The organism is Methylobacterium dankookense (assembly GCF_902141855.1).
Classification (GTDB): domain Bacteria; phylum Pseudomonadota; class Alphaproteobacteria; order Rhizobiales; family Beijerinckiaceae; genus Methylobacterium; species Methylobacterium dankookense.
The window spans coordinates 16,071-35,532 of record NZ_CABFVH010000015.1; the positions used below are offsets into that span (position 1 = coordinate 16,071).

General features: G+C 71.4%; 20 protein-coding genes. 4 read left to right on the forward strand and 16 right to left on the reverse strand.

Annotation, left to right across the window (positions count from 1 at the left end):
* Positions 1-19 precede the first annotated feature (19 nt).
* The 4 genes from MTDSW087_RS13200 to recQ form a co-directional block, all read right to left on the reverse strand.
* Entirely contained in the window at positions 20-256 is a 237-nt protein-coding gene (locus MTDSW087_RS13200; RefSeq protein WP_142582862.1) for a BolA family protein, read from the reverse strand.
* Between the two features lie 22 nt (positions 257-278).
* On the reverse strand, positions 279-2,504 hold the full coding sequence (gene purL, locus MTDSW087_RS13205) for a phosphoribosylformylglycinamidine synthase subunit PurL (RefSeq protein WP_144764556.1): 2,226 nt from the start codon (positions 2,502-2,504) through the stop codon (positions 279-281).
* Positions 2,505-2,670: 166 nt separating this feature from the next.
* A complete protein-coding gene (locus MTDSW087_RS13210; protein WP_144764717.1) occupies positions 2,671-3,852 on the reverse strand; it encodes a hydrolase in 1,182 nt (393 codons plus the stop codon).
* A gap of 152 nt (positions 3,853-4,004) precedes the next feature.
* Complete coding sequence (gene recQ / locus MTDSW087_RS13215) at positions 4,005-5,852, reverse strand: DNA helicase RecQ (RefSeq protein WP_144764558.1); 1,848 nt, start codon at positions 5,850-5,852, stop codon at positions 4,005-4,007.
* Positions 5,853-5,952: 100 nt separating this feature from the next.
* Between recQ and MTDSW087_RS13220 the strand changes: the two genes are divergently transcribed.
* Entirely contained in the window at positions 5,953-6,138 is a 186-nt protein-coding gene (locus tag MTDSW087_RS13220; RefSeq protein WP_144764560.1) for a hypothetical protein, read from the forward strand.
* A 52-nt stretch (positions 6,139-6,190) separates the two neighbouring features.
* Here MTDSW087_RS13220 and recF read toward each other — a convergent pair whose 3' ends face one another.
* The 6 genes from recF to rpsT all read right to left on the reverse strand — a co-directional run bounded on the left by recF (position 6,191) and on the right by rpsT (position 11,554).
* Positions 6,191-7,342 (reverse strand): DNA replication/repair protein RecF, encoded by a 1,152-nt coding sequence (gene recF / locus MTDSW087_RS13225; protein WP_144764562.1) that lies wholly within the window; start codon positions 7,340-7,342, stop codon positions 6,191-6,193.
* Complete coding sequence (locus tag MTDSW087_RS13230; RefSeq protein WP_186383831.1) at positions 7,335-7,631, reverse strand: type II toxin-antitoxin system RelE/ParE family toxin; 297 nt, start codon at positions 7,629-7,631, stop codon at positions 7,335-7,337. Before MTDSW087_RS13230 ends, recF begins: the two co-directional genes overlap by 8 nt.
* A complete protein-coding gene (locus MTDSW087_RS13235; protein WP_144764565.1) occupies positions 7,628-7,879 on the reverse strand; it encodes a type II toxin-antitoxin system ParD family antitoxin in 252 nt (83 codons plus the stop codon). Before MTDSW087_RS13235 ends, MTDSW087_RS13230 begins: the two co-directional genes overlap by 4 nt.
* A gap of 63 nt (positions 7,880-7,942) precedes the next feature.
* A complete protein-coding gene (gene dnaN, locus MTDSW087_RS13240; protein ID WP_144764567.1) occupies positions 7,943-9,061 on the reverse strand; it encodes a DNA polymerase III subunit beta in 1,119 nt (372 codons plus the stop codon).
* 192 nt (positions 9,062-9,253) lie between these two features.
* On the reverse strand, positions 9,254-10,744 hold the full coding sequence (dnaA, locus tag MTDSW087_RS13245; RefSeq protein ID WP_144764569.1) for a chromosomal replication initiator protein DnaA: 1,491 nt from the start codon (positions 10,742-10,744) through the stop codon (positions 9,254-9,256).
* 531 nt (positions 10,745-11,275) lie between these two features.
* Positions 11,276-11,554, reverse strand: coding sequence for a 30S ribosomal protein S20 (gene rpsT, locus MTDSW087_RS13250; RefSeq protein ID WP_144764572.1), 279 nt, complete (start codon positions 11,552-11,554; stop codon positions 11,276-11,278).
* 326 nt (positions 11,555-11,880) lie between these two features.
* Between rpsT and MTDSW087_RS13255 the strand changes: the two genes are divergently transcribed.
* Positions 11,881-12,216, forward strand: a complete 336-nt coding sequence (locus tag MTDSW087_RS13255) for a translation initiation factor IF-2 (protein WP_144764573.1) — start codon at positions 11,881-11,883, stop codon at positions 12,214-12,216.
* 174 nt (positions 12,217-12,390) lie between these two features.
* A complete protein-coding gene (gene speB, locus MTDSW087_RS13260) occupies positions 12,391-13,365 on the forward strand; it encodes an agmatinase (protein WP_238179300.1) in 975 nt (324 codons plus the stop codon).
* Here the strand turns inward: speB and MTDSW087_RS13265 are convergent.
* The 6 genes from MTDSW087_RS13265 to MTDSW087_RS13290 all read right to left on the reverse strand — a co-directional run bounded on the left by MTDSW087_RS13265 (position 13,350) and on the right by MTDSW087_RS13290 (position 18,646).
* Positions 13,350-14,336: a sulfate/molybdate ABC transporter ATP-binding protein gene (locus MTDSW087_RS13265; protein WP_238179301.1), complete on the reverse strand. Its 987-nt coding sequence runs from the start codon at positions 14,334-14,336 to the stop codon at positions 13,350-13,352. The genes speB and MTDSW087_RS13265 overlap by 16 nt on opposite strands.
* A gap of 61 nt (positions 14,337-14,397) precedes the next feature.
* Positions 14,398-15,285, reverse strand: coding sequence for a sulfate ABC transporter permease subunit CysW (cysW, locus tag MTDSW087_RS13270; protein ID WP_144764577.1), 888 nt, complete (start codon positions 15,283-15,285; stop codon positions 14,398-14,400).
* Positions 15,278-16,132, reverse strand: coding sequence for a sulfate ABC transporter permease subunit CysT (gene cysT / locus MTDSW087_RS13275; protein ID WP_144764579.1), 855 nt, complete (start codon positions 16,130-16,132; stop codon positions 15,278-15,280). The genes cysW and cysT overlap by 8 nt, the downstream gene beginning before the upstream one ends.
* A gap of 71 nt (positions 16,133-16,203) precedes the next feature.
* The gene (locus tag MTDSW087_RS13280; RefSeq protein ID WP_144764721.1) at positions 16,204-17,199 is read right to left on the reverse strand and encodes a sulfate ABC transporter substrate-binding protein; all 996 of its coding nucleotides are present in this window, start codon (positions 17,197-17,199) and stop codon (positions 16,204-16,206) included.
* A 324-nt stretch (positions 17,200-17,523) separates the two neighbouring features.
* Positions 17,524-18,240 (reverse strand): hemerythrin domain-containing protein, encoded by a 717-nt coding sequence (locus MTDSW087_RS13285; protein ID WP_144764581.1) that lies wholly within the window; start codon positions 18,238-18,240, stop codon positions 17,524-17,526.
* A 91-nt stretch (positions 18,241-18,331) separates the two neighbouring features.
* Positions 18,332-18,646, reverse strand: coding sequence for a hypothetical protein (locus MTDSW087_RS13290; protein ID WP_144764582.1), 315 nt, complete (start codon positions 18,644-18,646; stop codon positions 18,332-18,334).
* A 378-nt stretch (positions 18,647-19,024) separates the two neighbouring features.
* Between MTDSW087_RS13290 and MTDSW087_RS13295 the strand changes: the two genes are divergently transcribed.
* A complete protein-coding gene (locus MTDSW087_RS13295; RefSeq protein WP_238178599.1) occupies positions 19,025-19,372 on the forward strand; it encodes a hypothetical protein in 348 nt (115 codons plus the stop codon).
* Positions 19,373-19,462 lie beyond the last annotated feature (90 nt).

The following is a 19,462-nucleotide window of genomic DNA, read 5'->3' on the forward strand; positions in this document are numbered from 1 at the left end:
AGAGCTCCCGCGCGGGGGCTCAATCCTGCGGTACGCCCGTGGTGAGCGCAAGCGCGTGCAGCACGCCCCCCATCCGCCCCTGGAGCGCACCATAGACCATCTGGTGCTGGGCAACGCGGGTCTTGCCCTTGAAGGCGGAGGAGAGGACGGTCGCGGCGTAGTGGTCGCCGTCGCCAGCGAGGTCGCGGATCTCGATCTGGGCATCGGGCAGCGCCTCGCGGATCATCCGCTCGATCTCGCGCGCATCCATCGGCATCGCAGAAACTCCTTCGTCCGGTTCAGGCGGCGACCGCGGCCGGCTGGCTCGCCATGTAGGCCGGCAGCCAGTCCTCGTGGGCCTGGCGGAGATCGTCCACCGAGATGGTCTCGCCGCCGGGCAGGGTCAGGCGGTCGGAGCCGGTGACGCCCACCACCGCCGCGTCGATGCCCTGCGAGGAGGCGCTGTAGAGGATGTCCGAGGCGGTCTCGGGGTCGACGGCGATCAGGTAGCGGGCCTGGTCCTCGCCGAAGAGATAGGCGTGGGCGGGCAGGTCCACCGGAACCTCGGGGAGCGCCGCGCCGATGCCGCCGGCCATCGCCATCTCGGCCAGCGCGACGGCGAGGCCGCCATCCGAGAGGTCGTGCACCGTGTCGACGAGGCCGGCGGTGATCAGGCCGCGCACGAAGTCGCCGTTGCGGCGCTCGATGCCGAGGTCGACGGGCGGCGGCGCGCCCTCCTCGCGGCCCTCGATCACCGCGAGATAGGCGGACTGGCCGAGCCAGCCCTCGCCGGAGCCGATCAGCAGCAGCACGTCGCCCTCGCGCTTCAGCGCGATGGTGGCGTGGCGCTCCACGTCGTCGAGCAGGCCGACGCCGCCGATGGTCGGGGTCGGCAGGATGCCGACGCCGTTGGTCTCGTTGTAGAGCGACACGTTGCCCGACACGACGGGGAAGTCGAGGGCCCGGCAGGCCTCGCCGATGCCGGTGAGGCAGCCGACGAGCTGGCCCATCACCTCGGGCTTCTCCGGATTGCCGAAATTGAGGTTGTCGGTGATGGCGAGGGGCTTTGCCCCCACCGCCGTGATGTTGCGCCACGCCTCGGCCACCGCCTGGCGGCCGCCCTCGACGGGGTCGGCCTCGCAGTAGCGGGGCGTCACGTCGCAGGTGAGGGCGAGGCCCTTCGGCCCGTCCTCGACGCGCACGATGGCGGCGTCGCCGCCCGGCTTCTGCACGGTGTTGCCGAGGATGTAGTGGTCGTACTGCTCGTAGACCCAGCGCTTCGACGACAGGTCCGGCGAGCCGACGATGCGGCGCAGCGCATCCGTGAGGGAGGCGGGCACCGCCACCTCGGCCGGCTTCAGCACGGGCAGGTGGGTGTTGGCGATGTGCGGCCGGTCGTAGAGCGGCGCCTCGTCGCCGAGCTCCTTGATCGGCAGGTCGGCGACCGTCTCGCCGTGCCACTTGATGACGAAGCGGAGCGTGTCGGTGGTGCGCCCGATCACCGCGAAGTCGAGGCCCCACTTCACGAAGATGGCCTCGGCCTCCTTCTCCATGCCGGGCTTGAGCACCATGAGCATGCGCTCCTGGCTCTCGGAGAGCATCATCTCGTAGGGCGTCATGCCCGCCTCGCGGGCCGGCACCTTCTCGATGTCGAGCTCCACGCCGAGATCGCCCTTGGCGCCCATCTCCACGGCCGAGCAGGTGAGCCCGGCCGCGCCCATGTCCTGGATGGCGATGACGGCGCCGGACGCCATCAGCTCCAGGCAGGCCTCGAGCAGCAGCTTCTCGGCGAAGGGGTCGCCGACCTGCACGGTCGGGCGCTTCGACTCGCTCTCCTCGTCGAACTCCGCGGACGCCATGGTGGCGCCGTGGATGCCGTCGCGCCCGGTCTTGGAGCCGAGATAGACGATCGGGTTCCCGACGCCGGCGGCGGCCGCGTAGAAGATCGAATCCGTCCGGGCGAGGCCGACCGCCATGGCGTTGACGAGGATGTTGCCGTCGTAGCGCGGGTGGAAGCCGACCTGGCCGCCCACCGTCGGCACGCCGAAGGAATTGCCGTAGCCGCCGATGCCCGCGACCACGCCCGAGACGAGGTGGCGGGTGCGCGGGTGGTCCGGCGAGCCGAAGCGGAGCGCGTTCAGCGCCGCGATCGGCCGCGCGCCCATGGTGAAGACGTCGCGCAGGATGCCGCCGACGCCCGTCGCCGCGCCCTGGTAGGGCTCAATGAAGCTCGGGTGGTTGTGGCTCTCCATCTTGAAGATGCAGGCGAGCCCGTCCCCGATGTCGATGACGCCCGCGTTCTCGCCGGGGCCCTGGATCACCCAGGGGGCCGAGGTCGGCAGGCCGCGCAGGTGCTTGCGCGAGGACTTGTAGGAGCAATGCTCGTTCCACATCGCCGAGACGATGCCGAGCTCGGTCAGCGTCGGGTCGCGCCCGATCAGGCCGCGGAAGCGTTCGTACTCGTCCGGCGTCAGACCGTGCTGACGCACGAGCTCGGGCGTGATCGGAACATCGTTGCGGAACATGCGGCGGGTCTCGGCTGGTTGTGGTCCCGCCCGCGGGACGAATCCCGCGGACACGAGCCTGAACCGGGCGGCTCTCTTGAACCGTAACGCCTCTAGAGCGGAAGCGGCGGCCCTGGCAACCATACGCCGCCGCGGCAGCGCGCAGGATTTGGGTGTATCGCCGAGCTCATGCAACCCGCGCCGTGTCCGGCGCGGCGCGCGCCGGCATCCGGCGGCAGCGGTCGATCGCCGCGCGGACCGGCTCCGGCCCGGCCACGAAGGCGATGTAGTCGAACGCCTCGGGCTTCCGGCTCGACATCAGGAGCTGGAAATGCATGCGGAACAGGTTCCAGCGCCGCCGCGCCACCGTTCGCGGCTCGATCAGGTCCTCGATCTGGACGCGCATCACCGCCGGCCGGTCCGGACCGGGGGACGGCACGCCCGAGGCGGTCAGCGGATCGCGCAGGTGGATCGAGAGCCAGTCCCAGGGCGCGCGGATGTCGAGCCAGGCGATCTGCTCGGCCGCCGCGACCCGGGCGAGGGCCCCGCGGATCCGCGCTGCGGCCGGGTCGAGGCCGATCCAGGGGATGACGCTGCCGAGCGTCACGAAGGAGACGGGCACGCGGGCCCCGAAGCCGGGATCCCGGGCGAGGATCCGGTCGAGCACCTCGACGCCGAGGAAGCTCGACGAGGAATGGCCCACCACCACGATCTCGTCGATGCCGCCCTCGGCCTCCGCGGCGGCGATCCGCGCGGCGAAGGCGTCGAGCCGTGCGGGCATCTCGGGCGTGCGGCCCGCGGCGTGGTCGTGGGTGAAGGCGGTGTCGTCCACGAGATGGGCGACGTAGAGCGGCTTGCCCCGGGTGAGGCGGATCAGCAGCGCCAGCACCGCATAGGCCAGGACCGGCACCGCGGGCCACGCCCAGGGGCGGGCCTCGGCGGGGATGAGGGCCAGGGCGCTCCCTGCGAGCACGAGGCTGAGGAGAGCGAACGCCAGATAGATCCGGTGCACGCCGTAGATCACGGTGGAGAAGCGGCGCGCCTCCTTGCGCAGGCTGCGCGTGTAGCCCGTCCGGGACAGTCGCAGCAGGAGGGCCGGCACCGCCGCGAGGCGGCGCCATTCGGGCCGGGGGAAGCGGGCACGCACGATCGCGTCCCAGCGCAGCAGGCTGTAGGCCGTCCGCGTGCTCCCGGCGGTCACCGGCCAGTCGAGGCTGATGCCGTCCTCCGCGCGGCGCGGCTCGCCCACCGCGATGGCGAGGCCCCGGCGCTCCGCGGTCAGCCGCGCCTCGCGCCGGAACAGGCCCCAGTAGGTCTCCGGCTCGCGCGGGTCGAAGCCCGGCAGGTAGAAGACGGCGCGCCGGCCGATCCTCGGCGGGAGCGCAGGCGCCGCGCCGCGGACGGTGTGTGATGCAGGAGAAATGGTCGGGCGCTCGCGCGTCTTGGTCAGGGACACGCCGTCCCTAGCAGAGGGATTGGGGCGGGGACGAGGAGAAACCGCGTCGAGGCGGCGGCGGAGGCTCAGCCCGCCGCCTGGTGTGCCAGGAACTCCGAGATCGCCCCGACGAAGCGCTCGCCATAGGCCTCGCGCTTGCGCTCGCCGACCCCGTGGACGGCCCGCAGCGCCCAGAGGTCCACGGGCTTCTGGCGCGCCATCTCGACCAGCGTCCGGTCGGGGAAGACCATGAAGGCGGCGATGCCCTCGGCGCGGGCGATGGTCGCGCGCAGGCCTCTCAGATGCTGGAACAGGGCCTCGTCGGCCTCGGAGAGGGCGAGCGCCTCGTCGTCGCGGGCGGCGGGGCCGCGGCGGCGCTCGCGGGTCTCGGGCCGCGGCTCGGGATCGGGCCGGAGCTGGATCGGCTCCCGCCCGAACAGGATCGCCTCGCCCTTCTCGGTCATCGAGAGGCTGCCATAGCCGTCCGTGTTCTCGGCGACCGCCCCCGCGGCGAAGAGCTGGCGCAGGATGGCGCGCCAAGCCGCCACCGGCTTGTCGGAGCCGACCCCGAAGGTCTTGAGCTGGCCGTGGCCGTTGCGGCGGATCTGTTCGCTCTCCTTGCCGTGCACCACGTCGCAGATATAGGCCGCGCCGAAGCGCTGGCCGGTACGCACGATGGCGGACAGCACCTTCTGGGCGGAGACGGTGCCGTCGACGAGCTGGACGCCGCCGCGGCAGAGGTCGCAGCGGCCGCACGGCCCGCTCGCCTCGCCGAAATAGGCGAGCAGCGATTGCCGGCGGCAGGTGGCGCCCTCGCAGAGCGCGATCATCGCCTCGAGCTTGCGCCGCTCGACCCGGCGCCGGTCGTCGCCGACCTCCTTCTCGTCGATCTGGCGGCGGCGTAGCGCCATGTCGTCGAGGCCGTAGAGGGTGAGCGTGTCGGCGGGCAGCCCGTCGCGGCCGGCGCGGCCGATCTCCTGGTAGTAGCCCTCGATGTTGTTCGGCATGTCGGCGTGGCAGACGAAGCGCACGTCCGGCTTGTTGATGCCCATGCCGAAGGCGATGGTCGCGGCCATCACCACCCCGTCCTCCTGCAGGAAGGTGTCCTGGTTCCTCATCCGCGTGCCCTGGTCGAGGCCCGCATGGTAGGGGAAGGCGTTGAAGCCGTCGTTGCGCAGGGTCTCGGCGAGCTGCTCGGTGCGCTTGCGCGACGAGCAGTAGATGATCCCGCTCTCGGAGCGGCGATGCTTCAGGAAGCGCTCGATCTGACGCGTCGGGTTGTCCTTCGGCGCGAAGGTCAGGCGGATGTTCGGCCGGTCGAAGGAGTGGACGAAGATCTGCGGCGCGCGGCCGGCCGGGAACAGGCGCTCTGCGATCTCGGCGCGCGTCGCGGCGTCCGCGGTGGCGGTCAGCGCCAGGACCTGCACGTTGCCGAGCGCGTCGCGGGCGCGGGCGATGTCGCGATATTCGGGCCGGAAATCGTGCCCCCATTGCGAGACGCAATGCGCCTCGTCCACGGCGAGCCGCCGCACGCCGGCCCCGCGCAGGGCGTCCATGCAGCCGTCCATCAGCAGGCGCTCGGGGGAGACGAAGAGCAGGCGCAGCTCGCCGGAGCGGATCCTGCGCCAGGTCTCGCGCGATTCCGTCTCGGCCACCGTGGAGTTCAAGGTCGCCGCCGGGATGCCGAAGGCGCGCATCTGCTGCACCTGATCGTGCATCAGCGCGATCAGCGGCGAGACCACCACCGTGAGCCCGTCCTCGACGAGAGCGGGCAACTGGTAGGTCATCGACTTGCCCGAGCCCGTCGGCATCACGGCGAACACGTCCGTTCCGTCGAGCACGGCGCCGATCACCTCGTCCTGACCGGGACGGAAATCGTCGTAGCCGAAGGTTTTTTGGAGCGCGGCGCGGGCCTCGTCGAGGCGGGATGTCATGCGGGGTCCGAGGGCTTGAAGCTAGGATTAAATGGCTTGTTCGCTTGTGCAGGCCTGAGGCTGTGCTTAACCCTAGCGCGAGCGCACGAGGCTTGCAGCCATGACCCCAAAAATCGAGAGCGCGGCGGTCGACCGGCTCGCCGAGCAAGTGGCGGCCGCGGCGGAGAGCGACAAGACCGAGGCGGTGCGTATGACACGCGCCGACGCGCTGCAACTGCTCGAAGCGTCGCTGGCGGATGCGGCCGTGCGGCGCGAACGAAGAGGCTGGCGCCCTACCCCTCCATAAGTCTCATCGCGTCGCGACGCCGAACGGGGCGAGGCGCATGGGTCTCACGGAATCAGGCTTCGGACGGCACCACGCGGCCGTCGGCGATCCGTACCATATCGGCGCGGCCTTCGAGCTCGGCGAACAGGGCCGGATCCGCCCCCGTCATCCAGACCTGTCCCGGCAGGGCTTCGAGCGCGTCGAACAGGCCGGCGCGGCGGCGCGGGTCGAGATGGGCGGCGACCTCGTCGAGGAGGATGAGCGGCGCGATGCCGCTCATCGCCTGGACGAGGCGGGCATGGGCGAGGACGAGGCCGATCAGCAGCGCCTTCTGCTCGCCGGTCGAGGCGGTCGCCGCCGGCACGTCCTTCGGGCCGTGGCGCACCACGAGATCCGTGGATTGCGGGCCGACCAGGGTGCGTCCGGCGGCGCGGTCGCGGGGGCGGCCTTGGCGAAGAGCGAGGCGGAAGCGGTCCTCCGCTTCGACCGCCGGCCAGACCGCGACGAGGTCGTCGAGGTCGCCTTCGAGCCGCACGCTCGCCCAGGGGAAGGGCTGGGCGTCGTCGCGGGTCTCGGCGATCAGCCGGTCGAGGCGCTCCACGGTCTCGCGGCGGGCGAGCGCCACGGCGACGCCGAGCTCCGCCACCTCGCGCTCCACCGCATCGAGCCATTGCCCGTCGTTCGGGCGCTCCTCCAGGAGGCGGTTGCGCGAGCGCAAGGCCCGCTCCATCGCCGAGACCCGGGCGCCATGCGCGGCATCGACGGCGAGCACCAGCCGGTCGAGGAAGCGGCGCCGGTCGCCCGCCGGGCCGCGGAACAGGCCGTCGAGATCGGGCGTCAGCCAGACCACGCGCAGGAACTCGGCGAAGGCGATGGGGGAGGGGACGCCGCCGCCATCGACCCGGCAGACCCGGGCTGCCCGGCCGTCATAGCCCGGCGGCTCGACGCCGGTGCCGAGGCGGTGCTCGTCGCCGTCGCGGGCAAGCGTCGCCGAGACGGCGAAGCCGCCGGGCCCTCCTGCGCGCGCCATGGTGAGGAGGTCCGCCCGGCGCAGGCCCCGGCCCGGCGAGAACAGCGAGATCGCCTCCAGGAGGTTGGTCTTGCCCGCCCCGTTCTCGCCGACGAGCGCCACGAAGCGGCGCTCCAGCGCGAGGTCGAGATCGGCATGGTTGCGGAAGTCGCGGGCGATCAGGCGGGTGAGACGCTGGGCCTCGGGATCAGTCATGCGGCCACAGGGCGGAGAGGTCTCGGGCCGCGTGGACGACGCGGTCGATCCGCACAGTGTCGTCGTGCACGCGGTGAAGGATGAGATAGGCACGGAAGACCAGGATGCGCAGGTCCGGATCGATCTCGGGCGCGGGCCGGTCCTGCATCGGATGATGCGACAGGGATTGGCAGCGGGCGCGCAGCTCCGTGACGAAGCGCGCCGCCCGTGCCGGATCGTCGGCGGCGATGAAGGCCGCGATTTCCCTCAGATCTGCGCGCGCATGCCAGGACAGGACGACCGGCCTCAAGGGCCGGCCTGCGCGGGCGCCGCGAATTCGGCGGCCAGATCGTCGAGGAAGGCTTCGACCGGCTCGTAATCGCCGCTCTCGACGCCCTCACGCCACGCGTCCCGCAGCTCGGAGAGGCGCGCCTCCCGGGCGTTGAGCAGGCGCAGGGCGGCCGTCACCGCCTCGTCGGCCGAGGGAAAGCGCCCCGTCGTGACGAGGCCCTCGACGAAGGCGGCTTGTGCGGAATCGAGAATGACGGGCTTCGACATCGCAGGAGAGGCGGACGGCAGGGTCGTCAGTCTAGACCGACGACGCCCCGGGTGCCACCGACCTCACACCCGCATCGGCATCAGCACGTAGAGCGCGGGCGCGCCCTCGCGGTCCTGGATCAGGGTCGGCGAGCCGGGATCGGCGAGCTTGAACAGGGCGGTGTCGCCCTCGAGCTGGCTCGTGATGTCGAGGAGGTAGCGGGCGTTGAAGCCGATATCGAGGCCGGCCGCCTCGTAGTCGACGTCGAGCTCCTCCGTGGCGCTGCCGGAATCCGGGTTGTTCACCGAGAGGGCGAGGCGCCCCTCGCCGAGGCCGAGCTTCACCGCGCGGCCGCGCTCGGACGAGATGGTGGAGACGCGGTCGACGGCGCGGGCGAAGGCCTCGCGCTCGACCGTCAGGCGCTTGTCGTTCCCCGTGGGGATGACGCGCTGGTAATCGGGGAAGGTGCCGTCGATCAGCTTCGAGATCAGGGTGACGCCGCCGGCGAAGCGCAGGCGGATCTTGGCCGGCGAGAGATCGATCTCGACGCTCTCGCCGCCGTCGTCCACGAGCTTCTGGATCTCGGCCACCGCCTTGCGGGGCACGATGATGCCGGGCATGCCGGCGCTGCCCTCGGGCGCGTCCAGCTCGACGCGGGCGAGGCGGTGGCCGTCGGTGGCGACCGCGCGCATCTTCAGGGCGCCTTCGGTCTCCAGCGTGTGCAGGTAGATGCCGTTGAGGTAGTAGCGCGTCTCCTCGGTGGAGATCGCGAACTGGGTCTTGTCGATCAGCCGCTTCAGGTCGGCGGAGGCGATCGAGAAGGTGTGGGGCAGCTCGCCCGCGGCGAGATCGGGGAAGTCGCCCTCGGGCAGGGCGCCCAGCGCGAAGCGCGAGCGGCCGGAGCGGATCGTCATCTGGCCCGCGTCGCCGGTCTCCAGAGAGACCTGCGCGCCCTCGGGCAGCTTGCGCACGATGTCGTAGATGACGTGGGCCGGCACGGTGGTGGCGCCGGGATCGGCCACGTCCGCGGGCACCGTCTCGGTCACCTCGATGTCGAGGTCGGTCGCCCGCAGCTGCAGGCCGCCGGATTCCGCGCGCAGCAGCACGTTCGACAGGATCGGGATCGTGTTGCGCCGCTCGACGACGCGGTGCACGTGGCCGAGCGACCGAAGAAGGGCCGCGCGCTCGACAGTGACTCTCATCGCAGGACTCTGGTGCTGAAGCGCCGCCGCGGCCGGCAGCGGGACTGAACTGGCCGGCCAACTTGGCGAAGGGGCGGGGCGAAGGCAAGGGCGCGCCGAGAGCGGGCCGGGGGCGCCCACAGGCGGGGGCTCCCGATCCGCAATTCTCGCCGCGCGTGCCGTCGCGCCGCCCGCTGCCTCAGTCCCGCAGGCTCAGTCCTGCAGCATGCGCTTCAGGAGCTCGACCTCGTCGCCGAGCACCGCGTCCTCGCCGATCTGCTTCTCGATCTTGCGCACCGCGTGCAGCACCGTGGTGTGGTCGCGGCCCCCGAAGCGGCGGCCGATCTCGGGCAGCGAGCGCAGCGTCAGCACCTTCGAGAGGTACATGGCGATCTGGCGCGGCTTGACCACGGCGGCGGTCCGGCGCTCCGACAGGATGTCCGAGCGCGAGACGTTGTAGCGGGAGGCCACCAGCTTCTGGATGTCCTCGATCTTGATGCGCTTCGGCTCGCGGTTCTTCACGAGGTCGCGGATCGCGGTCTCGGCCGTCTCCATGGTCACGGCGGTGCCGGTCAGGGTCGCGTGGGCGAGCAGGCGGTTCACCGCGCCCTCGAGATCGCGGCCGTTCGCCGTGATCGCGCGGGCGACGTAGGCCGCGACCGCGGGCGAGACCTCGAAGGTCGGGTGGGAGACCCGCACCGACTGGAGGCGGGCGGTGAGGATCGAGACGCGGAGCTGCTCGTCGAGGTTGCCGATCTCGACCACGAGGCCGCCGGCGAGGCGGGAGCGCACGCGCTCGTCGAGGGCTTCGAGATCGGCCGGCGGCCGGTCGGAGGCGACGACGACCTGACGGCCGGCATCGATCAGCGCGTTGATGGTGTGGCCGAACTCGGCCTGGATCGACTTGCCCTGGATGAACTGCACGTCGTCCAGGATCAGGAGGTCGATGCCGCGCAGGCGCTCCTTGTAGGCGAGCGCGTTCTGCGTCTTGAGGGCGTTGACGAAGCCGTACATGAAGCGGTCGGCGGTCAAGTAGATGACGCGCCGTCCCGCCTCGCGGGCGGCATGGCCGATCCCGTGCAGCAGGTGCGTCTTCCCCAACCCCACGCCGGCATGGAGGTAGAGCGGGTTGTAGAGCGCGCCCTCGCCGTCGTGGCGGGCCACGCGCTCGGCCGCCGCATGGGCCAGCGCGTTCGAGCGGCCGACCACGAAGCTCGTGAAGGTGAGGCGCCCATCGAGCGGCGTGCCGGTGAGGTCGCCCCCTTCCGCGCGCGCCTCGGGGGTGGACTGCGCCAGGGCGGCGACCGGGGCCGGCTGCGGCGCCGCGTGCAGGCGGGCGAGGGGGCTCGCCGCGCTCGGCTTGGCCGCGCTCGGGAGGGCGGCCTTGGCCGGCGCTCCGGTGCCGCGCACGCCGACCTCCACGCGGGCGATCTCGGCGATCTCGGCCTTGAAGGTGGTGAGCACCCGGTCGAGGTAGTGCGACTCGATCCAGCTCTTGAGGAAGCGGGTCGGCACGGTGAGGCGGGCGGTGCCCTCGACCACGTCCTCCAGCTCCAGGCGGGCGAACCAGCTCGCGAACACGTCCTCGCCGAGTTCCGCCCGCAGACGGCGCTTCACCCGCGCCCAGGCAGCCGGGGTCTCCGAGCCGTTCCCGCCGTTCCGGCCATTGCCGTCGTCGCCCGCAACGTTCCCGTCGACTTGCATCAATCGCTCTCCTCGCTCCGGGAGCGGAGAACCGCTGCGGGGCGTACGCACAACTACGCTCAAGAGCCCCGCGAATACGGGCAGGGCGCAGATCACGAACGGAGTCAAGGTCTCCGCTGCCGGCTTTCGCCGACCCCGGGACGCTATCAACAAAGACCTATCGTAGTTTTAACAGTGGGACTTGCGGGGAAACCCCAGGACGACCGGGGGAGTGCTTGGCCCAGGTGTGTCGTTACCCGGCTACCACGTTGTTCCGCCATGCGATTCGCGCGGCGCGACTCGGGCTCGTCGGATCGGGGCGGGTCTGTGACTCGCGGGACCGGCAGGCTTGTGCGCAGGTTTCCGCCGCGGAGCTTTCGCAGACAGGGTTAACGGATGGTGTCCTGACGGCCGCGCGCTTGACGCGCTCGGCAGGCGTGGCCGTGCGTCGAGGGCTGTCGGCCATGAGATCGGCCATGAGATCGATCGGCCATGAAAAAAGCCCGGCTCGTGAGAGCCGGGCTTCTTGAACCGTGAGGTTCGGCTGCCGCGTCAGGCGGCGGCCGGCACCGAGAGCGCCTTCACGCGGGCGGCGAGGCGCGAAACCTTGCGCGAGGCGTTGTTCTTGTGAACGATGCCCTTCTGCGCGGCGCGCATGATCTCGGGCTGGGCGACGCGCAGCGCGTCGGCAGCGGCGGCGGAATCGCCGCCGGCAATCGCCTCCTCGACCTTGCGGAGGAAGGTCCGCATGCGGGAGCGGCGGGAGCGGTTGATCGCCGTGCGCTTGGCGATCTTGCGGGTCATTTTCTTGGCCGACGCGGTGTTGGCCATGGGCATCCTCGTCTCGTCGGGCGATACCGACGGTCCGGTCTGGGCCGGGGGTCGGTCAACGCGTGCAGGTTGTCAGGCAATAGCGAGGCCGGGCCGCGGAGGCCGCAACCCGGCAGAGCGCGCTCTATAGCCAGGGGGGGCGCCTTCGTCAACGCGCGCCGGGCGAAGATCGCGTGCGCACCCGCTCCGGGAGGCCGGCAGCGGCCCCGCGTGCGTCCTCACACGGCCATGCTCCGTCGAATCGAAGACTGTCCTTGTCGGATCTCGCGGGCAACAGCACAGTCTTGACCGCGAATCACGACCGTTCGCGCAAGGAGCCGGCCAAGATGTTCCGTACTGTTTCACTCGCTGCCCTTCTTGGCTTGAGCCTCTGCGGGCTGGCCCGGGCGCAGGGCGCGCCGCCCGAGGCGGCGCCGGCCGTGCGCAGCCCGCAGGCCGTGCCGGCCGAGGCAAGGCCGGGGCCGCGCGCGGAGCGGCCGGCCCGGCGGCAGCGACGCGCCGCCCGCGCGCCGCGCGAGCATCGCTCGGCCACCTACCCCGGCGGGCGGGGCGCGAGCTGGAAGACGGGGCAGGATTCCTACGGCTTCGCCGGCAGCTATGGCGGCTGCCGCTTCCGCGGCAATGCCGGCCCGAACGGCTACCAGCTCGACCGCAATTGCTGAGCCTGCCCGGATCCCGGGATCCCAGGACGCGCTCTCTTTCGCCGAACCGGTGTCCACTTCGGCGGACAGCGCTCTAGGATGAGGGGCCGGGGTTCGGCGGGGGATGTTCGCGTGCCGCACAGGGTCAGCGAGTCGGATGCGGCGCGGATCGCGAGGTTCCGCCCCGCATCCGGCATGGAGACGCCGCGATTCTCCGGCCTGCCGAGCTTCATGCGGCTTCCGGTACGCGCGCCCGAGGCGGCGGAAGGCGTCGAGATCGGCCTCGTCGGCATTCCCTTCGACGGGGCCACCACCAACCGGCCCGGCGCCCGGCTAGGGCCTCGCGCCGTCCGCGAGGCCTCGACGGGCACGCGCATGGTCAACCACGCCTCCGGCATCGCGCCCTACGCCCTCGCGGCCTGCGCCGATCTCGGCGACGTGCCGGTCAACCCGATCGACGCGGCCGAGACCTGCCGGCGGATCGAGGCGTTCTTCGCCGATCTCCGGGCCGCCGACATCGTGCCGCTCTCGGTCGGCGGCGACCATCTCGTCAGCTATCCGGTGCTGCGCGCCCTCGGCGCGGGACGGCCGCTCGGCCTCGTCCATATCGACGCGCACAGCGATACCGATGACGGCCAGTATGGCGGCACGCGGCTCACCCACGGCACGCCCTTCCGCCGGGCGATCGAGGACGGGGTGCTCGATCCGCGCCGCTGCGTACAGATCGGCATCCGCGGCAGCCTGGATGCGCCGGACGAGCGCGACTGGGCCTGCGCCCAGGGCGTCCGTGTGATCGCGATGGAGGAAGCCACGGCGCGCGGCCTGCCGGAGGTCGCGGCCGAGGCCCGCGCGATCGTCGGCGCGGGGCCGACCTATCTCAGCTTCGACATCGACGTCCTCGACCCGGCCTATGCCCCCGGCACCGGCACGCCCGAGATCGGCGGCTTCACCAGCCGCGAGGCGCTCTACCTCGTGCGGGCTTTGCGCGGGCTCGATCTCGTCGGCGCCGACCTCGTGGAGGTGGCCCCCTCCCTCGACCCCGCGGGGGTGACGGCGCTGGCGGGCGGGCAGATCGCCTTCGAGATCCTGTGCCTGCTCGCCGACGCCGTGGCGACGCGCCGGGCGCAGGCCCAGGCCGAAGCCCGGGCCGAAACTCAGGCGAACACGTAGCCGCCGACGATGCGCAGGCCCACGTCGCGGCCGGCCGCGTAGCGCTCGCCGTCGAAATCCTCGACGAGGAGCGGGCGGCCCTCGCCGCGGTCGACCTCGATGCGCTGGCGCCCCTGGCTGCGGTGCGAGGCGCGCACCGTGCCGTGGAGATGGGCGGCGGCGGGCTCGGTGAGCTGGATCTGCCAGGGCCGCACGTAGAGCTTGACCGGGCCGATCAGCCCGTCCGGCGCCACCACGCTCGGGACCGGGCGGCCCTCCACGCGCACCTGGCCGCCCTCGGCGATCGCCTCGACCTCGACGGCGTCGCCGAGGAACTTCAGCACGGTGGCCGAGGCCGGGCTGTCCTGGACCTCGTCCGGCGTGCCGACCTGCTCCAGGCGGCCCTTGTCGAGCACCGCGACCCGGTCGGAGAGCTCCAGCGCCTCGTCCTGGTCGTGGGTCACGAAGATCGTGGTCTGGCCGGTGCGGTCGTGGATCTCGCGCAGCCAGCGGCGCAGGTCCTTGCGCACCTGGGCGTCGAGCGCCCCGAAGGGCTCGTCGAGGAGGAGCACCCGCGGTTCCACGGCGAGCGCGCGGGCCAGAGCCACGCGCTGGCGCTGGCCGCCCGAGAGCTGCGACGGGTAGCGGTCGCCGAAGCCCGACAGCTTGATCAGGTCGAGCAGGTCGCCGACCCGGCGCCGGATCTCGGTGCGGCTCGGCCGGTCGCTGCGCTTCCGGGCGTTGAGGCCGTAGGCGATGTTGTCGGCCACGCTCATGTGCTTGAACAGGGCGTAGTGCTGGAACACGAAGCCCACCGCCCGCTGCTGCACCGGCAGGCCGGTGGCGTCGTCGCCGCCGAACAGCACCCGGCCGCGGTCGGGGAAGTCGAGCCCGGCGATGATGCGCAGCAGCGTCGTCTTGCCCGAGCCCGAGGGGCCGAGCAGGCCGAGCAGCTCGCCCGCCCGCACGTCGAGGTGGAAATCGTGCAGCACGGCCGCCGTGTCGAAGGTCTTCGACAGGCCCTCGACGCGGATCGCCGTGGAGGGCTTGGCGCTAGTGCCGTCCGCCGGCGGCGAGCTCGCCCGCGTAGCGCCACTCCAGGACGGATTTGAGGAGGAGCGTGACAAGGGCAAGGCCGGCGAGGAGAGAGGCGACGGCGAAAGCCGCGACGAAGTTGTACTCATTGTAGAGGATCTCCACGTGGAGCGGGATCGTGTTGGTGAGGCCGCGGATGTGGCCCGACACCACGGAGACCGCGCCGAATTCGCCCATCGCCCGGGCATTGCAGAGGAGCACGCTGTAGAGCAGGCCCCAGCGGATGTTCGGAAGCGTGACCGTGAGGAAGGCCCAGAGCCCGGAGGCGCCGAGCGTCAGCGCCGCCTCCTCCTCGGCGGTGCCCTGTTCCTGCATCAGCGGGATCAGCTCGCGGGCGACGAAGGGGAAGGTGACGAAGATCGTCGCGAGCACGATGCCGGGCAGCGCGAACAGGATCTGGATGCCGTGCGCGGCGAAGAAGCCGCCGAACACGCCCTGCGAGCCGAAGACCAGCACGTAGATCAGCCCCGACACCACGGGCGAGACCGAGAAGGGCAGGTCGATCAGCGTCACGAGCAGGCTCTTGCCCGGGAACTCGAACTTGGCGATCGCCCAGGCCGCCGCCACCCCGAAGACGAGGTTGAAGGGCACGGCGATGGCCGCGACGGTCAGCGTGAGCTTCACCGCCGCGATGGCATCGGGCTCGCGGAAGGTGGCGAGATAGGTCTCCCAGCCCTTCGAGAAGGCCTGCACGAAGATCGTCAGCATCGGCAGGACGAGGAACAGGGCCAGGAACACGATCGCCACGGCGATCAGCGTCCAGCGCACGGCCCGGCCCTCGCCGACGGCGCTCTGCGCCCGCGCCGCGGGCGGTGGCCCGCTCAGGATGACGGCGCCCTCAGACATAGCCGAATCTCCGGCGGCTCCAGGCCTGGATCAGGTTGATCGCCAGCAGCGTCAGGAACGAGATGCCGAGCATGATCGTGGCGATCGCGGCGGCGCCCGCGTAGTCGTATTCCGAGAGCTTGATGACGATGAGCAGCGGCGCGATCTCGGAGACGTAAGGCAGGTTGCCCGCGATGAAGATGATCGAGCCGTACTCGCCGACGCCGCGGGCGAAGGCGAGCGCGAAGCCGGTCAGCACCGCCGGGATGAGGGGCGGCAGCACCACCTTCACCAGCGTCGCGCGGCGGCTCGCGCCGAGGGTGGCGGAGGCCTCCTCGACCTCCTTGTCGATCTCGGCGATCAGCGGCTGCACGGTGCGCACCGCGAAGGGCAGCCCGATGAACACCATCGCGATGAAGATGCCGACCGGCGTGTAGGCGGCCTGGATGCCGATCCGCTCGAGCTGCGCCCCGACGAGGCCGGTCGGCGCGTAGAGCGAGGCCAGCGCGATGCCGGCCACCGCGGTCGGCAGGGCGAAGGGCAGGTCGACCGTGGCGTCCACGATCCGGCGGCCGGGGAAGCGGTAGCGGGTCAGAACCCAGGCCACCACGAAGCCGAAGATCGAGGCCGTGAGCGCGGCGAGCAGCGACACGCCGAAGCTGATCTTCAGCGCGCTCGCCACGCGCGGATCGCGGGCGACGTCGATGATGCCCGACAGGCCGAGCCCGGAGGCACGCCAGACGAGCGCCGCCAGCGGCAGCAGCACGACGAGGGACAGGCAGGTCAGCGTGTAGCCGAAGGTGATCCCGAAGCCTGGGATCACGCTCGGCCGGCGGAAGTGCCAGCGGGGTTTGTGTGGCTCGGTCATCGAGGGGCCCTGGGGCGCGCCCCGCCAAGGCGGCTACCGCTTCGGCGGGGCGCGAGGGAAATCAACGGCTCTTAGCGGCCGGCCTTGCTGAGCTGGTCGAACAGGCCGCCATTGTCGAAGTTCTTCTTCTGGATCGTGTCCCAGTCGCCCTGCAGATCCTCGATCTTGAAGAGCTTGATCTCGGGCAGGAGCGCGAGGTCCTTCGGGTCGGCGGCCTCGCGCTTGATCGGCCGGTAGCGGTGCTTGGCGAAGATCGCCTGCGCCTTGTCGCTGAACAGGAACTGCAGATAGGCCTCGGCCTGTTTCCGGGTCCCCTTCGCGTCGACGTTGGCGTCGACCAGGGCGACCGGCGGCTCGGCGTAGATCGAGACCGGCGGCACCACGATGTCGAACTTGTCGGCGCCGAATTCCTGCAGCACGAGGAAGGCCTCGTTCTCCCAGGCCGGCAGCACGTCGCCGAGGCCGCGCTGGGCGAAGGTGACGGTGGAGCCGCGCGCGCCCGTGTCGAGCACCGGCACGTTCTTGTAGATCTGCCCAACGAAGGCGTCGGCCTTGGCCGTGTCCTTGCCGTCGCGCTCGTAGGCGTAGCCCCAGGCCGCGAGGAAGTTCCAGCGCCCGCCCGCCGAGGTCTTCGGGTTCGGGGTGATGACCTTGATGTCGGGCTTGGCGAGGTCCGCCCAGTCCTTCACGCCCTTCGGGTTGCCCTTGCGCACGAGGAAGACCACCGTCGAGGTGTAGGGCAGGCCCTGGTTCGGCAGCTTGGTGCGCCAGTCGGCGTTGATCTTCTTCGAGATCTTGGCGATGGCGTCGATGTCGGAGGGGATGCCGAGCGTCACCACGTCGGCCGGCACGCCGTCGATCACCGTGCGGGCCTGCGAGCCCGAGCCGCCGTGCGAGGCGCGGACCGTGATGTCCTGGCCGGTCTTGGCCTTCCACTCCGCGGCGAAGGCCGCGTTGACGTCCCGGTAGAGTTCCCGCGTCGGGTCGTAGGAGACGTTGAGGAGCTCGCTCTGCGCGGACGCGCCGACTGGCAGCGCGGTGCAGAGCGCAAGGCCGAGGGCGAGCATCCGGCATGCGAGCCGGGCCCGAGCGGTCCGGTCCTGTCGAGAAGCGCGCTGAACGGCCACGGATACCTCCTGAGATCGGCCGCGCCTCATTGCGGCCGGATGGGATGCCCTGTGGTGTTCGTTTTACAGAACGATGTCAAGCATCGCCGCGGGCTCGCGCCGGCCCGTCCACACGGCCTCCTCGACCGCAATGCTCTGCCAAGCCCCTGGTGTGCCAGGGGCAAGGCGGAGGATCTTTCTCGTTTGGCCTCAGCGGTAGACGGATCTTGCCGTGCTGGCAGCGTCCTGAAGAAAGAACGTTTCTCCAGTCCGCGCCGGACGCCGTCAGCGGGTGATCCGCGACGGCGCGATCGGATCGCTCGCTGGAAAGGTCTCCTCGATGGCTTCGTCGAGCAGGCGCTCCTGACGCTCGCGTGGGGTCTCGTCCCGCCCTCGCGGCGGGGCCGCATCGGCGGTGCGGTTCGGGTCCAACCGCCTGCGCACGGCCGGATGCCGGCCCGCCGCGACGAGACCCCAGATCAGCAGCGCGGCCGCGGAGGTCAGGGCGACGGCGGCACCGGCGGTTTGGAGATGCGCGGGGAAGCCGCCACCCCGCCCGTGCAGGGCCCGCCTGCGGGCGCCCACGAAGGCATCCGCGACCCGTTCCAGATCCGGGCCGAAGAGCCGGGCTCGGGCGGCCGGCGCCAGTTCGTGCCGGTGGCGGTGGAGCCACCGGTCCACCGCGTAGGTCGCGTCCGCGAAACGGTCGAGCCAGCCCCGTGCACCCGACCGTTCCCGCTGCAGCCGGCGCAGGGCCCGCATGAAGCCGGCCTCCTCGTCCGCGAGATCGGCGACGAGGCGCGCCGTGCCGGGATCGCGCCGCAGCGCCGGATAGAGGCTTCCGGCGAGGGAGGCCGCGTGCAGGTCGAGTTCGTCGATCAGGTCGGCGAGAAGCCGGTCGCGGCTGCGCAGGACGCCCGAGCCGGGGAAGGCCGCCGGCATCTCGTGGATGAGATGCGCGATGTTGGCGTGGTCGCGCTCGATGAAATGCCAGATGTCCATGCGGCCTCCTCCCAGGCCCGGGACCGCCGGTCCCGGGCTCGCGTTCCGGATCAAGGCCGCAGGGGCGCGGAAGGTTTCCCGGCCGGGGTGCTCAACCGTGCTGGCGCCGCTTGAGGCTGCCGTCGTCGCCCGAGGAGCCCATGCTCGGGCTGGACAGCCCGCTGCTGTTGGCCTCGCCCGCCGGGGGCTCGGGTGGGGCCTGCCGGTTGCCGGCATGGTCCTGGTACTGCTCGGTCTGGACATGCTTGCCGTCGAGGCCGCGCGCCTCGCCGTGCAGGCTCTTGTCCCGGTTGCTCAGCACCATGTTCTCCGGGAGGACGCCTTCGGGCAGATCGGTCAGCGCGCCGGTCCCGGAGCCCTTGCCCTGCGCGCCCGGGCCCATGTTGTGCCTGTTGGCATTCGCCATGATCATCCTCCGTGTCTCGCTGCACCGGATTGGGTACGACAGCCAGGATGACGAACATGGCCGCGCACCGCGGCGCTGCAAGCGCGGCAAGGGCGAATTTATGTGCGGACTTATTGGGAACTTCACCGTTCTATCCAGGGTATGGGCGCCGGATATGACAAGATATACGGAGCGGTAGGCCGAATCGTCTTGGGCTTGCGCCTGAATTGCGCGCAGAGGGTCGGTTGCAGCCCTCGCGGGTGCCGGGCTGAGGTGACGATTCCCCGCCCGGTGCGGCCGGAGGGTGGAAAAATTTCTTCACGGCCGAACGGTCCCGGATGGATTGACCGGAAGCTTTGCCGTTCCGTAACTGCACCCATGCGCCGGTGCCTGCCCAGAATGGTCCAGAGCCGCGCGATCATCGGGGTGATCGCGCTCTACGCGCTGTTGCTCCAGGCCTTCCTCGGCGGCCTCTCCCCGTCGGTATCGACCCCGGCCGGTCCCGAGATCTGCGCCCGGCACGACGCCGCGAGCGTGCCGGTCGACCATGAATCGGCCTGCCGGCAGCACGTCTGCTGCACGGCGATGCAGGGGGCCGGCTGGCTCCTCCCGCTCCCGACGGCCTTCGCCACCGTGACCTGGGCGCCCGTGCAGGTGGCCTCCGCCGCCTGGCGCGAGGCCGGCCCGGTGCGGGCCCGGGCGCCTCCCGACCGATCCGTCGGCCCACGCGGTCCGCCCATCCTCTGATCGATCCGCCTTCCCGATCGCTCAGACCCGGACCGCTTTTTTCATGTCACGTCTTCTCCACGGCGGCGCTGCGGCGTCGGCCGCCTCCGC

What these genes read in the sequence shown, in the direction of transcription:
- MTDSW087_RS13285 (WP_144764581.1), bottom strand. Translation starts at nt 18,240, where the DNA reads ATGGACATCTGGCATTTCATCGAGCGCGACCACGCCAACATCGCGCAT.
- dnaA (WP_144764569.1), bottom strand. Translation starts at nt 10,744, where the DNA reads ATGCAAGTCGACGGGAACGTTGCGGGCGACGACGGCAATGGCCGGAAC.
- speB (WP_238179300.1), top strand. Translation starts at nt 12,391, where the DNA reads ATGGAGACGCCGCGATTCTCCGGCCTGCCGAGCTTCATGCGGCTTCCG.
- MTDSW087_RS13280 (WP_144764721.1), bottom strand. Translation starts at nt 17,199, where the DNA reads ATGCTCGCCCTCGGCCTTGCGCTCTGCACCGCGCTGCCAGTCGGCGCG.
- rpsT (WP_144764572.1), bottom strand. Translation starts at nt 11,554, where the DNA reads ATGGCCAACACCGCGTCGGCCAAGAAAATGACCCGCAAGATCGCCAAG.
- MTDSW087_RS13255 (WP_144764573.1), top strand. Translation starts at nt 11,881, where the DNA reads ATGTTCCGTACTGTTTCACTCGCTGCCCTTCTTGGCTTGAGCCTCTGC.
- MTDSW087_RS13200 (WP_142582862.1), bottom strand. Translation starts at nt 256, where the DNA reads ATGCCGATGGATGCGCGCGAGATCGAGCGGATGATCCGCGAGGCGCTG.
- MTDSW087_RS13235 (WP_144764565.1), bottom strand. Translation starts at nt 7,879, where the DNA reads ATGTCGAAGCCCGTCATTCTCGATTCCGCACAAGCCGCCTTCGTCGAG.
- MTDSW087_RS13220 (WP_144764560.1), top strand. Translation starts at nt 5,953, where the DNA reads ATGACCCCAAAAATCGAGAGCGCGGCGGTCGACCGGCTCGCCGAGCAA.
- MTDSW087_RS13290 (WP_144764582.1), bottom strand. Translation starts at nt 18,646, where the DNA reads ATGGCGAATGCCAACAGGCACAACATGGGCCCGGGCGCGCAGGGCAAG.
- recF (WP_144764562.1), bottom strand. Translation starts at nt 7,342, where the DNA reads ATGACTGATCCCGAGGCCCAGCGTCTCACCCGCCTGATCGCCCGCGAC.
- recQ (WP_144764558.1), bottom strand. Translation starts at nt 5,852, where the DNA reads ATGACATCCCGCCTCGACGAGGCCCGCGCCGCGCTCCAAAAAACCTTC.
- cysT (WP_144764579.1), bottom strand. Translation starts at nt 16,132, where the DNA reads ATGACCGAGCCACACAAACCCCGCTGGCACTTCCGCCGGCCGAGCGTG.
- purL (WP_144764556.1), bottom strand. Translation starts at nt 2,504, where the DNA reads ATGTTCCGCAACGATGTTCCGATCACGCCCGAGCTCGTGCGTCAGCAC.
- dnaN (WP_144764567.1), bottom strand. Translation starts at nt 9,061, where the DNA reads ATGAGAGTCACTGTCGAGCGCGCGGCCCTTCTTCGGTCGCTCGGCCAC.
- cysW (WP_144764577.1), bottom strand. Translation starts at nt 15,285, where the DNA reads ATGTCTGAGGGCGCCGTCATCCTGAGCGGGCCACCGCCCGCGGCGCGG.
- MTDSW087_RS13295 (WP_238178599.1), top strand. Translation starts at nt 19,025, where the DNA reads ATGGTCCAGAGCCGCGCGATCATCGGGGTGATCGCGCTCTACGCGCTG.